Source organism: Clostridium sp. 001 (assembly GCF_019056555.1).
Taxonomy (GTDB): domain Bacteria; phylum Bacillota; class Clostridia; order Clostridiales; family Clostridiaceae; genus Clostridium_B; species Clostridium_B ragsdalei.
The window spans coordinates 4,600,390-4,614,182 of sequence record NZ_CP020473.1 but is presented as its reverse complement, the minus strand read 5'-3'; the positions used below and the strand labels follow the sequence as shown (position 1 = coordinate 4,614,182).

The following is a 13,793-nucleotide window of genomic DNA, read 5'->3' as shown; positions in this document are numbered from 1 at the left end:
GCAAAACTTGTTATATAATGGGAGCTACTTTTATAACAGAAGGTGCTATACCCTTTGCAGCTTCAGATCCTGCAAGAGTAATTCCTGCATCTATAGTTGGAGCTTCTATTGCAGGAGGACTATCCATGATGTTCAACATAGGACTACCTGCTCCTCATGGCGGCATATTTGTAATACCAATAGTAAGTGTAATCCACTCTTATACGTATTTGCTATATTAATAGGTTCTTTTTGTAACTGCAGCCTTGCTTGGCTTTATGAAAAACCTTTGGATGAAAAATTATAATTATTATTTCTTATAGAAAATGTTCCCAGAATCTCCCAGGAACATTTTCTATTTTTTAAAATTAAATATTCTAATTTAGATTATTTACCAAGAGTTGCTAAAATAACAGCTTCTATATTTTTTCGTTTTGCATTAGGTGGAACACTGCAGCCTGAGTTCATAATAAAGCCATCATGATCTTTAAATAACTCTACAAGATCCTTAGCATACTTGTAACAGTCTTCAGGTGTACCAACTGATGTAAATGCCGGAGGCACATTGCCGGTAATACACATCTTGTCTCCAAGTATTTCTTTAATTTTTCGAATATCAGTTACATGATCAGGATCCCATATACATTGAGCTTTAGGAAACTCCCTAAAGTAAGGTAAAAATGCTTCCCAGTTACCGTCCATATGGAACCAAGTTTTTACATTATTTTGCTGCATTACAGGTACTAGCTTTTGATGATATGTGAAATAGAATTTTTCAAAAATCTTTGGCGATATAAAGTCACATCCGCAGCGGCTTCCACCTATGAATCCATATACACCAGGCATAGCTTTCATAGCTTTAACCGTATTTTTTAATTCTGCCTCTTCCATAACATCCAATGCCGCCCTAACTTTGTCAGGCATACGATATAAATCCCTAAAGAACTTGGACAATTTACGTGCACCACTTAAAGTTTCAAATGGTGCTATAGGTAATAATCCACCGGACATACCAACAGTTGTTTTTCCAAGAGATGCTACTCTTTTTTGAAGTTTTCCAGCATACTCCATATCCATTTGAGGAAGCTCTTCTGGATGATACCCAATTCTATTATAGAGTTCTTTCTTCATGTATTCCCAGCCTTTGTCTATAATTGTATCATAGTCTTCTTCCGTCATAGGTCCTTGTTCATCAATCTGCCATAATACATTATCACCTAATTCACGTCCAGGCACTTTCATCTTTGCAAACCACATAGCTGCAAAACTTTGCAGAAAAGTTTCCATAGGTATTCCTGTACATGTGGGAGCTGAATCCATTTCATCAAGTATAGGAAGTTCTGCAGCCTCTATAAGTTTTTCATCCACTAGTTCAGGTCTTCTCCAATAATCAGCAATAGTCATTGTAGGATCTATAAAATTGTAATACATCTGTCCAGAGAGAAATATTGGAATTCTATCTGTTTTCTCCATATTAAGTGCAGCCATAACCCTTTTATTACGTATTTCAGTCATTTCTTGTGGTATCATTTTATTACACCCCCATAATTTTTACATTTCATATACAATTAGTTGTTCATTATTTTTCATTTCAATTGCCTCTATTACAATTTTAGTTATTGACACATTTAATTTATTTTGAGTATAATTTATCTGAGTACTTTAACTGATATTATTAATTTAGAATAAGTCTGGCAGGATTTATACCAAATCGTATCAGTATGTACTCTTTTTTAATAACATTTGTATATAAAACACATCCCTATCTTTTATATTATTATCTTTTATATTATTTTCCACAAGTTGCAGAAAGCATAGCTTTTACATTTTCTACTTTAGCATTTGCAGGAAGCATACACCCTGCAGCCATAATAAATCCGTCAGGCCCAATTTCTTTCATAAGGCGCATACAGTAAGCATGTACATCATCTGGTGTACCTAACGTTAAAAGCGATGGAGAAACATCTCCCATAATGCACATATGACCATCTAAAACTTTTTTTGCCTTAAATATATCTGTTGTACTATCTGGCGAAAAGATGCACTTAGCTTTTGGGAGTTCCAAAAAGTAGTCTAGAAAACGATCCCAACACATGTCTAAATGGAGATATGCAAATGATCCTTCATCCACTACCACTTCAACTATCTTTTTAAGGTATGACCACATAAATCTGTCAAATAATTTTAATGATAAAAAATCTCCAGCTGCACGAGCTGCTCCAACAAACACTGTCAAAGGCTTAACCTCACGTATCTGTTGTCTTAAACTCTCCAAAGTATCTTCTAAAATTACATCAAGGGCAGCTTGTACTTTATCAGGCATCCTATATAGATCCCTCATAAATTTTGAGATGGAACGTGCTCCGCTTATAGTTTCAAAAGGAGGTAGAGCTACAGCTTCCGTTAAAATTGCATATCCCTCATCCACAATTTTTTTATTCAACTTAGGAGCAAGCGGAATAAAATATTCAATATCTTTATAAAGATTTCCCAACCTTTCCTTTATAAATTTCTGTGAAAAATAATTCCATCCTTTATCTATAATCGTATCATAATCTTCTTCTGTCATAAGACCTTTTTCATCGATTTGCCATAAATTATCACAAGGAAGTTCTCTACCTGGAAGCTTAGTTGGTGAAAGGTACACAGTGCCCATCATAGGTGGAAAGTCTGCTCCACCTTGTATGCAATCTACTACTCCAAGAGATTTTACCGCCTTCAAAATTAAGGAGTTTCCATATTCTACATTAGTAACCATATCCGATAATTTTCCACCTGCATATTTAACACAAAAGGCAGATGAATTCATAGAAAAAGGAGGTCTATCATTTTTTTGCAATGTTATAGCTGCCTTTATTCTATTTAATCGTTCACTATATAGTTCTTCTGCAGTTTTCATTTTATTATACCCCATAGCTTTTTTACAGAAATCTACAGTTTGCTGTGCATCTTTACAAACTAAATCTGCACCCATATATTTTCCTGCATTTTCATCTACAGGTCCACCTCCAACAAGAATTTTTAAATCTTTTCTAAGTCCTGCATCTTCTATTTCCTTTATACACTGTTTTACATTGTCAAAACATGTAGTCAAAAGACAGGATATTCCTATTACCTTTGGTTTATATTGTTTTATAGCCTCAATGTACTTTGATGTAGGTACATCAACGCCTAAATCCTTTACATCAAAACCATTGCTCTTCATTACTGTAGTTACTATATTCTTTCCTATATCGTGTATATCATCGTAAATTGTTCCCATTACAAATATACCATTGCTTGATCCAGAGCACTCTCCCAATCCTCCAATAATTTCTGAAGCTTCATTAAAAACTTCTGCCGACATAATAAGTTCGGATAAAAAGTATTCCTTTTTTTCAAATCTGCTTCCTACAATTCCCATGCCTTCCTGTAGATCTGCTATTATATCTAATACCGGTGTTCCATTTTCCTTTTGTGCTTTTACCTCTGATAAAACCACATCTTCATCCAAATCTGCCATTGCATCAATTAGTTTTTTACTCATAACATTTCCCCCTTTAATATAAAGTAATTACTTGTTTAATAACAGAATAACATATATATTATGGGAATTCACCCTGCATAATGACTAAATATAGCATATTTATTTATACATTATGAGTATTTTCAATAATCATAATGACTAAATAAATATGCTTCCTTGAAATAAACAGTTTTATTATTTTAACTATTCATCACAAAGGAAGCATATATAAGTTTTAATTTTCTAATTTTTTACTCTAATTTTTTCTTGCTTTAATTTCTTCTTGCATCTTTTCAAGACTATCAGGTGTAATTTTATAAAGTAACACAATAAAAATCAATCCTACTATCATGATAATTGCTGGAATTAATGCCATTCCATTCTTTATACCTGATATTAATTGAGTTGTAGGCTTCATATTTGCAACATACCCTGCCCCCACAAGGACAGCTGTTATAATAACACTTCTTAAAAATATTGCAATTTTAATTGGGAAACTTATTAGTGACATAATAAATCCTCGTGCATTTTTTCCAGTTTTCCATTCACCATATTCCACAGTAGATGAATACATAGCAACACCTAATGCATCAGGAATTCCATATCCTAAATATGCTACAAACATCAACGCTATAAATGACATATAATTCATTGGCATTGCCCATACAATAAGTAATCCAACTATAAATATTACAAGTGATAAAATATAAGTATTTCTTTCTCCAATTTTTTTAGCCAGCGGATTTGTAATAACAGCACCAAAAAGACACATTATACTAAGACCTGTAAAAAATACAGTAACTACTGCCAAATTATTAACAACATATTTAAAATAATAAAATGCCATTCCAAAAATAATAAACCTTCCTAAATATCTTCCAAGTTCACCTAATAGCAATCCTATAAGAGGTGGATTTACTACTATTTGTTTTAGCATCTCACCTATAGACATTTTTTCTTCTGATTTACCTGTTTGAGTTGAAACTCCAGCATTTGCATAGTCTTTAGTCATAAAAAATAATATATAATAGCATCCCATCATAAGAATACCTGCAATTGCAACGGTAAAAGTATATCCACCTGCAGGATTGCCGATAGCTTTACCTATCATCAATATTAAAGGCATACTTAACAAAGAAAAGCAAATATTACCTAATGAATTAAACATACCTCTGTTTGATGCCATAGCAATTCTTTCTTCCCTTACTTCTGTCATAGAAGAGTTCATTGCTATATGTCCTGCATAAAAAATATTCCAAATTAAATGACTTACTATAAATCCTATTGAAATTATAACTGCATTTACCCCTGCAGAACCTATCTTGGAAAATTGTAAAATATAAAACAATACTGCAAAAGGAGGTCCTACTAATAGCCATGAACGATATTTCCCCCACTTCAGGTTGGTTTTTTCCAATATAACTCCTGCAGTAGGAACCCATACCAGATCAAATATACTTGTAATCATCAATACAGTGCCTGCTAGAGCTGCCGATATTTTTGCGTAATCAGTTAAGAATGCAGCGAAATAATATATTTCCACATTTACAAATAACTGAAATCCAAAAGATGGTACCCCATAAAAATTAATAATAGATTTTTTCAATTTCTTTCCATAATATTCTCCTTTCATAATATATTTTAGAAAAGTATAAACCTTAGTTGAATTTATACTTTACTTGCCTATTGCAGCTGAAATTATAGCTTTTTTACAAAAATCTACAGTCTGCTGTGCATCTTTACAAACTAAATCTGCACCCATATATTTTCCTGCTGCCTCGTCTACAAGTCCTCCTCCAACAAGAATCTTTAAATCTTTTCAATGTATTTTGATGTAGGCACATCAACACCTAAATCCTTTACATCAAAACCATTGCTCTTCATTACCGTAGTTAATATGTGCCTTTAGCTCTGATAAAACCACATCTTCATCTAAGTCAGCCATTGCATTAACCAATTTTTCATTCATAACGCCTCCCCTTTAATAGAATTAAACATTTATGTTAACTTATACTAATAATAGCATATCATGTATATTTTCATAATTCAACTTACATAGTGTTTAAATTTATCATATTTATTTATACATTGTGAATATTTCTATTATATACTATTTTCAGTAAATTGTAAAAATAGAATATATAATAAGAGGAACTATTAAAAATAGTCCCTTATTCAATCAATATCAATCCATAACAATTTAATTCATTTTTGCTTTCACTTTTTTCACCTTTCAATACCTCTATAGGGAAACCGCTTTCCCTTACAGTTGCAAATACATCTATACCACAAGCTTCCATAGAAGGTCTGGCTTCCTGTGGATGTGCACAATGTTCCATATTGCATTTCTCACACAATCTGCAAGGCCCTGCACCAAATCCAAATGCCTTATAATAACCTGAAAGGAAAATTTCATTTTCTAATTTATTTATAATTTTTGTAGTAGCTACAAGATCTGATTTAGATTGCACTATCAATCCAGTACTATAACAATCGATTATATTTTGAGTTTCCTTATAAGAAGGAGTCTTGGGAGGACAACAATAACTTGTATTATAATTTTTACAACCATACCTACACTTTAATATTGTCCATGCCCCTGTTTTTATAGTATCTGTACTTATTATTTTAGCATTATAGGCCCCAAGTTCCTTTGCTTTTTCTACATATTTTGTCATGTCATTTTTCATTTCAAATTTCCCCTTTTCCACAAATATAATTTTTACATATATAAATTATAACATTTCACAATTAGTGTGGTTAATTTATCCTAATATCTGATGCTGCTTTTTTGCATAAAATGCTTTTAAAAATTCATATTTAAAATTTTTATGTACATTCTTATGTGTAAGTTAGTTCCATATTCTTAGCCATGTACTTTAAAATTATATAATAATTTAAAATTTACTTAGAATGTGATATTATACTTATATGACATTCTACTAATTTAAAAATTCATAAATTAGTTTTAACAAAACTTAAATTATAAGAAGGAGAATTTATATGAAGTACTATTCACTTATGGCTATCGGGCTGTATTTACTTATTTTGCTCTTGATAGGCTATTATTCTTACAGGAAAACCCACGACATTTCAGACTATATGCTTGGGAGTAGAAGTCTAAGTCCTATGGTTACAGCATTATCTGCTGGTGCAAGCGATATGAGCGGTTGGATGCTTATGGGTCTTCCTGGTGCTGTATATACTACAGGTATCTCCAGTATGTGGCTTGGAATTGGTTTAACTATAGGAGCTTATTTCAATTATCTCTTATTAGCACCACGTTTTAGAATTTATACAGAAGTCTCAAATGACTCTTTAACTGTGCCAGATTATTTACAAAACAGATTTAAAGATAATGCTAATATGCTGAGGCTTGTATCCGGAATAATAATTCTCGTTTTCTTCACTTTATACGTTTCTTCAGGTATCGTAGCCGGCGGAAAATTATTTAGGGACATTTTTGGATTTACATATACATCAGGAGTAATAGTTACACTGTCCATAGTTGTAATATATACATATTTTGGTGGCTTTTTAGCAGTAAGTCTCACTGACTTTTTCCAGGGAAGTCTTATGTTTGTAGTTCTCGTCATGGTACCTGTAGTTGCATACATGAATATAGGGGTAGATCCTGGAACTTTTGTAAGTAAAGTAAAACATATCAATCCAGCACTATTTGACATACTTAGAGGAACAAGTTTTTCTACTATTATTGGATTTTTAGCTTGGGGACTTGGTTACTTTGGACAACCTCATATTATTGTACGTTTTATGGCAATAAAATCTGCAAAAGAATTAAAATCTGCAAGAAGAATAGGTATAAGCTGGATGGCTATTGGCCTTTTAGGTGCAATAAGCAGTGGACTTATAGGTCTTGTATATTTTACAATGCACAATCAACCTCTAAAAGATCCTGAAATGGTATTTTTGCGTCTTGGTGATATATTATTCCATCCATTTATTACAGGTATAATACTATCTGCAGTGCTTGCTACTATTATGAGTACTATTTCTTCCCAACTTTTAGTTTGCTCCAGCTCTATTACAAAAGATTTTTATCTTACATTTTTAAATAAGAAAGCACCTGAGCACACTCAGGTATTTATAGGAAGAATATCTGTACTTGTAGTTGCAGCTGTTGCAGTTTTATTTGCTTATGTTCCAAATAAAACTATCTTAAGTATAGTAGGACAGGCATGGGCAGGTTTTGGTTCCGCTTTTGGTCCAACTCTTTTAATAAGTCTCTACTGGAAGAGAATGACAAAATGGGGAGCTTTGTCTGGAATGGTTGTAGGAGGACTAACAGTTATAATATGGATTGTATCAGGGTTATCTGCTCATTTATATGAGATGATTCCTGGCTTTACCTTATCTCTCATATCCATCGTAGTTGTAAGTCTTTTGACTAAAAAACCTGATGAAGCTGTAAATAAGGAATTTGAATCTATGGAAGAAAAGTTGAACTTGATGTAATTATTTAAATATTAAAAATGCTGTTTTCAAAAAACAGCATTTTTAATTTAACTTTAATTCTTTTTAAATGTTGTAAATTTAATACTCATCCACCCAAAAATCAATCCGATGAAATTTGCTCCTGTAATCCAAATTGCTGCATTAAGCAGAGCAGGCATTCCTTTAATTGTCATATACGCTCCTGCACCATAACCTATGAACATACATGAATAAGCATTAAAAGACATAAGAGAAATATTCAATGCAGATATTTTTAGTGATATCATTAACAAAAATACTGTAATAAAAACTGAAACTATGGTAGCTGCCATAGCTGGCATAAATCCCGTAAATATATTGATAAGGACAAATGCTAAAATTGCAAGTACTGATCCTGTAATCATCGGTGGTATTCCCTTTGCAATAAGGTCTGGAGTTGCCCCTAAAGTAAAGTACCATGCCCAGCCTATAAACAAAGCCCAAACAGGAACTTTTATATACATAAAAAGACATGATACTGCTGCTAGAACTGCTACCGATACATCTAATGCTTCAATTTTTTTCATCTCTACTCCACCTCCTATGTTTGTCCAAAGTATCCATTCAGGTTTGTAACTGTTACACCACTGTTTTCTAATGATTCCCTCACCGCAGTTGCCACCATAGTAGCATTAGGTGAATCACCATGAATACATACTGTGCATCCATTAACATCAATTAGTTTTCCATCAATTGTATCAATTTTTCCTTCTTTTGCAACCTTAACGGCCCTATCAGCTACTTCCTCTGGAGAACGTGCTTTCTTTACTCTTTCAAGCATCCAGTTTCCATTTTTATCATAGCCAAGGTCAATCAATACCTCTGGTGCTGTCTTCAAGCCTCTCTTTTCTGCACGTTTTAAAGCCTCGCATTCTGTATGAAGCATAATATAAAGATCCTTATTATATTCCTCAATAGTATCGAGAAAAGTATCAATATATTTCTCCTGCTCACCAACCATTCGGTATAATATTCCATGAGGCTTTACATGCTGCATTTTAAGGCCCTGCAATTTTAAAAATGCATCCATTGCTCCTAACTGATATAACATATCGGATCTAAGTTCTTCAACTGAAATATCCATCTGTCTTCTTCCAAATCCCTGCCTATCAGGAAGACCTATATGTGCACCTATTGCTACTCCATACTTTTTTGCCCATTTTATGGTACGTTCCAAAACAAGTGGATCGCCGGCATGAAAGCATGTTGCAATATTTGCAGATGTTACATAAGGCATAAGTGCTTCATCGTCTCCAAGAACATAACGTCCGAAGCTTTCACCCATATCAACATTAATATCTATCTTCATACTGATTCACCTCCATTAAACTTCTAAAATAATCATAGGAGATCCTATATCCATTTCATCCCATTCAGCAACAAGAACTTTCTTTACTACACCTGCTTTTTCTGTCTGGCAGCTCATTTCTGTTTTCATACAGTTAATAACTGCAAGCTCCTGTCCTTCTTCAACCTTGTCACCAACATTTACTACTACTCGAGCTACAAGCCCAGGCATATGTGCTTTTAATGTATATTCCATAATCTTATCCTCCATTTTCCTATTTTTGTTTTTATTAACCAATTACTAAATCAACTGATTCAAACATTGCTTCTCTTTCTTTACGTGCTTTTATTGCATCTTCTACAGTAACCAGCTTAAGTTTTACTTTATCTCTTGCAGGTATCCCCTGGCCAATTTTCCACAAATCTACATTAATAACATTTGCAACACATACAAAACCACCTAATGTAGGCCCATCTGCTATAAGCAGAGAAGGGGTATTTCCAGTTACATTAACTGCACCACGCATATTGTAACCATGATCAACAATATTTGAAGGATGGCTTCCGCCTTTTCCACCATCCTCACGTGCCCAAAAATAATCTGGTACTTCCTGCAAACGATAAGCAGCTCTGTTTGCATTATGTGAGATTTTCATTGGCGTACTAAACAAATAATCCATTCCACTTTCCGTTACGTAGTCAGGTACTGAATTAGGTCCTGGAATAGTTCTTAATTCCCATTCATTCACGTATTCAGGTATATACTTAGGATTTAATTTTTTACCAACAATTCTTGAAACATCTTTTTTATTCACCTTTATAACATCATCTTTTGCAAGCTTGCGCCCTTCAAAACCGCCATAGCTTCCAAAAAGACAAGTTGATTTGCTTCCAAGATATTCTGGCACATCAATTCCTCCTGCTATACACACATAAGCTCTGAAACCAGCTTGTCCAAAGTGTGAAAATTTAAGTATATCACCTGCTTTAACTGCAATTGCCTTCCACATTGGTACAACACTTTCATTAATTGTAGGGCTCATGTCACTTCCTGTTATTGCAATAACTCCGTCTTCTACAATTTCAAACTGGCAATAACCACCAGCAATTTCTAGAGCTGCGTCACCTTTTTTGTTTCCTAAAATTAAGTTTCCAAGCTGTAATGCAAGGTTGTCCATTGCGCCTGCGGCAGCCATTCCAAGTCCCATGTATCCAAGTCTTCCTGGCCAATCTTCTACCAAAACTTCAATTCCACCGTTTATAACTTTAATCATATTTTTTACCTCCTTCTTATATTATTTATTAGAGCTTAGGTGCTATTTTGGAGCCTTGTTCCTGGCGCTTCGCAAATTCTTTGGCACCTTTAACGACTTCTGGTTTTTCAAGGAATTCCAGATAATCCTTAACAACAATTTGGCTTTCCTGAATATCATATACATAATCTGTTTTTTCATGAACATGATCATATATATCTAATATTTCTTTTTCTGAAACTTCTACAAATTTTATGCGATCCCCTGATGGACGATATAAAAATGGTCCGTCTTTAAATTGTGGATGTTTCATTGATAACTGAAATGTAGGAATAGTACGTCCAAATAATTGATATCCACCACCAGTTGCTGTAGTGTAAGTAAATAGACAGGCTCCACCAATACCAACTGCTCCTTCTGGAGTCCATATACGGGGAGGATTGTATTTTGGTACAATCATTTTGCACCTTGGATCCATTGGCCAGAAAAATCCACCGCCCGGCCAGAAACCGCATCCGCTGTTATACCAATAAGTATCTAATAACATATGTTTAATATCATCTACAGTGCATCCATTACATAGAGCCATATAATCAAGATTATATCCATCCTTGCAGTTTGGTGCATCAGGACGAATCTGTTTTAAATACATTTCAACTGCCTTTTTAGTCTGGCTATCTTCAAAAGCAATTGGCAGCGTAATGATTCTTGAATCAATTACCATATCATCAACACCAGCAATAGATTCTTCTGCATCTTTAATTTTGTCAATAAGTTCTTGTGGGGAAATAATGGTAGGATCAAAATGTATCATATTTGCTCTTAAACTTGGTAATGTCTCAATTAATCCCTTGATATTCATTTTCTTAACCTTTGAATCTACTGCCAGAATTCTAAAGGAATCCAGCAGTTCCACCCTCTGTTCATAACCATATTCCACTTGAATAAAGCCATCACCTGCCTGACGGAATAATATTTCAATTCTGTCGCCTTTAGCAGGAAGAGTATCAATAATAACATCATACTTGCTCATACTTTTTCCTCCCTTTTCACATTTAATTATTTGATTCAATTGTGTAATTTATAATAGAAAAGTAACTTACTTTTGCATACACTTATAAATTGCTTTTTCAAAAATATCTAATCCTGCTTCAAGCTGCTTATCTGTAATTACAAGTGGTGCTAAAAAGCGGATAACATTTCCATAAACACCCGAGTTCTCAATCATAAGTCCATTTTGGGCTGCTTCTTGAATAACTGCTGATACAATTTCAGGATTTGGATCTTTCTTTTCTTTGTTTTTTACAAATTCTATTCCAACCATTCCGCCGAGTCCTCTTACATCTCCAACAATCTCATATTTTTCTTTCCATTCCATATAGCGTTTCATTACTTTCTTACCTATTTCCATAGAACGGTCAGCCAAATTATCTCTTTCCATAATTTCTATCACTTTTAATGCTGCTGCACATGCCACTGCATTTCCACAAAAAGTTCCTCCAATTGTTCCAGGTCTTACTGCCTCCATAATCTCTTCCCTTGCTGTTATTGCGCTTAATGGCATACCAGCTGCAATAGATTTTGCAGTTGCTATTATATCTGGAGCTGCTCCTGCTTCCTTCCAATATTCAGAAGCAAACATTTTACCTGTACGGCAAAACCCGCATTGTACCTCATCTGCAATGAGCAATATATCATATTTATCACAAATAGTTCTTACTGCTTTAACCCATTCAATCGGAGCTGGAATAAATCCGCCTTCACCCTGAAGTGGTTCTACTACTATAGCTGCTACATACTCTGGTGGTGAAGCTTGATCAAATACTTTTTTAATGCTTTCTATATAATAATTAATGGTTTCACTTTCTGGCATTCCTTCAGGTCTTCTATATAAATATGGGAATTCTGCACGGTATACACCGTCTGGAAAAGGTCCCATTCCATAGGCATAAGATTTTTTCGATGTCATTGCCATGGTCATAACTGTACGTCCATGAAATGCTCCTGAGAATACAATTATATTTGGTCTCTTTGTAAAAGCTTTTGCTATTTTTACTGCATTTTCATCAGCCTCTGCTCCACTATTTGCGAAAAACGTTTTTTTATTTTCTCCCTTTACAGGAACAATGGAATTCATTTTTTCTGCCAACTTAACATATCCTTTATGCGTAACAATATTAAACATACCATGAAAATATTTCTCTGATTGTTCTTTCACAGCTTCAACCACTTCTGGATGGGAAAATCCAATGTTTAGTACGCCTACCCCCCCAGTCCAATCAAGAAAATAATTCCCATCAACATCCTCAATCACCGCACCTTCTGCCCTTTTTATTACAACAGGATATACACATTTAATTGCGGAAGGTACTGCATCTTTTCTTCTTCGTATTACTTCTGCCGCTTTCGATCCCGGAACTTGATCAGTTATTATTTTAGGTAATTCTTCCTTTAACATTTTTAAGCCTCCTTAACTGGCAACTAATTCTTTAAACATGGCATTTTGTATTAAATTATTTAATTGTTAAATTGTCAATTTCAAATTATGTAAACTGTTACAATGTTTTGTGGCTATTTTTGCAAGAATCAAAATAATAAATTTCAAAATAAAAATTAAAAGTGTAATATTTACTTTTTTTTCATCAATATTGAATAATTAAATACTACAATATTTCATTTTGTATAACAATAGCATATGAACACAAACTTTATTTGTCTAATTTGTGCTGAGTATACATAAGGCGCATGTATAAAGCTTTTCCATATCTTTTTTTCTTTGATCTCGTATATTTTTTAAATAAAATATCATAAATTGCATGATAAATTATTAAAAAAATCAATTTTATATTTATGATTTGTTAATTTTAGAGGTATGTATTTGAAAATTATTGTTAGTTATAATTACCATTTATCAATAAAATTACTATTAAGGAAAATACTTAAATTGAAGAATTGAATTTAACAAAATATTTATCTTATACATCTTTTACCATAATATAACAAGAACTATCTCATCCATATTTTAATATTGATAAGATAGTTCTATATTTTATCCGATGACTACCTGCTCTAATACTCTCACATACTCTGTGAAAGCGACTGTCACCAAATCAAAGAATTTGGGACATCTGCTTTTCTCTAAGTGTACGTTGCGAGTATCTACGTCCCTGGATAACGATTTTTCCTAAAGGGTAACGCCTTCTAAGTGCTGAAGCATTAAGAATCCTGTTAATAAGCATCATGTGGAGTAAAAACTCCATCTGATGCCAAGAACT

At 33.4% G+C, this 13,793-nt stretch carries 10 protein-coding genes and 3 pseudogenes; 2 read left to right on the top strand and 11 right to left on the bottom strand.

Features of this window, described 5'->3' with window-relative positions; all coding sequences use genetic code 11:
• Nucleotides 1-11: 11 nt before the first annotated feature.
• A pseudogene (locus tag B5S50_RS21760) lies at nucleotides 12-286 on the top strand (PTS fructose transporter subunit IIA); the annotation flags it as partial.
• An 80-nt stretch (nucleotides 287-366) separates the two neighbouring features.
• On the opposite strand, the gene B5S50_RS21345 reads toward B5S50_RS21760, so the two are convergent.
• The 5 genes and pseudogenes from B5S50_RS21345 to B5S50_RS21320 form a co-directional block, all read right to left on the bottom strand.
• Complete coding sequence (locus B5S50_RS21345; RefSeq protein WP_217302783.1) at nucleotides 367-1,509, bottom strand: uroporphyrinogen decarboxylase family protein; 1,143 nt, start codon at nucleotides 1,507-1,509, stop codon at nucleotides 367-369.
• Nucleotides 1,510-1,768: 259 nt separating this feature from the next.
• Nucleotides 1,769-2,284: pseudogene (locus B5S50_RS21755) on the bottom strand (uroporphyrinogen decarboxylase family protein); the annotation flags it as partial.
• 603 nt (nucleotides 2,285-2,887) lie between these two features.
• Nucleotides 2,888-3,505 (bottom strand): annotated as a pseudogene (locus B5S50_RS21335) (B12-binding domain-containing protein); the annotation flags it as partial.
• A gap of 235 nt (nucleotides 3,506-3,740) precedes the next feature.
• Nucleotides 3,741-5,117 carry an MFS transporter gene (locus tag B5S50_RS21330; protein WP_217302782.1) on the bottom strand — a complete coding sequence of 459 codons (1,377 nt, stop codon included), beginning with the start codon at nucleotides 5,115-5,117 and terminating at the stop codon, nucleotides 3,741-3,743.
• A gap of 538 nt (nucleotides 5,118-5,655) precedes the next feature.
• A complete protein-coding gene (locus B5S50_RS21320) occupies nucleotides 5,656-6,174 on the bottom strand; it encodes a DUF2284 domain-containing protein (RefSeq protein WP_217302781.1) in 519 nt (172 codons plus the stop codon).
• A 313-nt stretch (nucleotides 6,175-6,487) separates the two neighbouring features.
• Between B5S50_RS21320 and putP the strand changes: the two genes are divergently transcribed.
• On the top strand, nucleotides 6,488-7,960 hold the full coding sequence (putP, locus tag B5S50_RS21315) for a sodium/proline symporter PutP (RefSeq protein ID WP_217302780.1): 1,473 nt from the start codon (nucleotides 6,488-6,490) through the stop codon (nucleotides 7,958-7,960).
• A 53-nt stretch (nucleotides 7,961-8,013) separates the two neighbouring features.
• On the opposite strand, the gene B5S50_RS21310 is transcribed toward putP, so the two are convergent.
• From B5S50_RS21310 to B5S50_RS21285, 6 genes are all read right to left on the bottom strand, one after another.
• A complete protein-coding gene (locus tag B5S50_RS21310) occupies nucleotides 8,014-8,505 on the bottom strand; it encodes a DUF1097 domain-containing protein (protein ID WP_013238705.1) in 492 nt (163 codons plus the stop codon).
• Between the two features lie 14 nt (nucleotides 8,506-8,519).
• Nucleotides 8,520-9,287, bottom strand: coding sequence for a 5-oxoprolinase subunit PxpA (locus tag B5S50_RS21305; protein WP_217302779.1), 768 nt, complete (start codon nucleotides 9,285-9,287; stop codon nucleotides 8,520-8,522).
• Nucleotides 9,288-9,302: 15 nt separating this feature from the next.
• Complete coding sequence (locus B5S50_RS21300; protein ID WP_013238703.1) at nucleotides 9,303-9,521, bottom strand: acetyl-CoA carboxylase biotin carboxyl carrier protein subunit; 219 nt, start codon at nucleotides 9,519-9,521, stop codon at nucleotides 9,303-9,305.
• Nucleotides 9,522-9,555: 34 nt separating this feature from the next.
• Complete coding sequence (locus B5S50_RS21295) at nucleotides 9,556-10,539, bottom strand: biotin-dependent carboxyltransferase family protein (protein WP_217302778.1); 984 nt, start codon at nucleotides 10,537-10,539, stop codon at nucleotides 9,556-9,558.
• Between the two features lie 28 nt (nucleotides 10,540-10,567).
• Nucleotides 10,568-11,551, bottom strand: coding sequence for an allophanate hydrolase subunit 1 (locus B5S50_RS21290; RefSeq protein ID WP_217302777.1), 984 nt, complete (start codon nucleotides 11,549-11,551; stop codon nucleotides 10,568-10,570).
• Nucleotides 11,552-11,617: 66 nt separating this feature from the next.
• A complete protein-coding gene (locus B5S50_RS21285; protein WP_217302776.1) occupies nucleotides 11,618-12,976 on the bottom strand; it encodes an aspartate aminotransferase family protein in 1,359 nt (452 codons plus the stop codon).
• Between the last annotated feature and the right edge of the window lie 817 nt (nucleotides 12,977-13,793).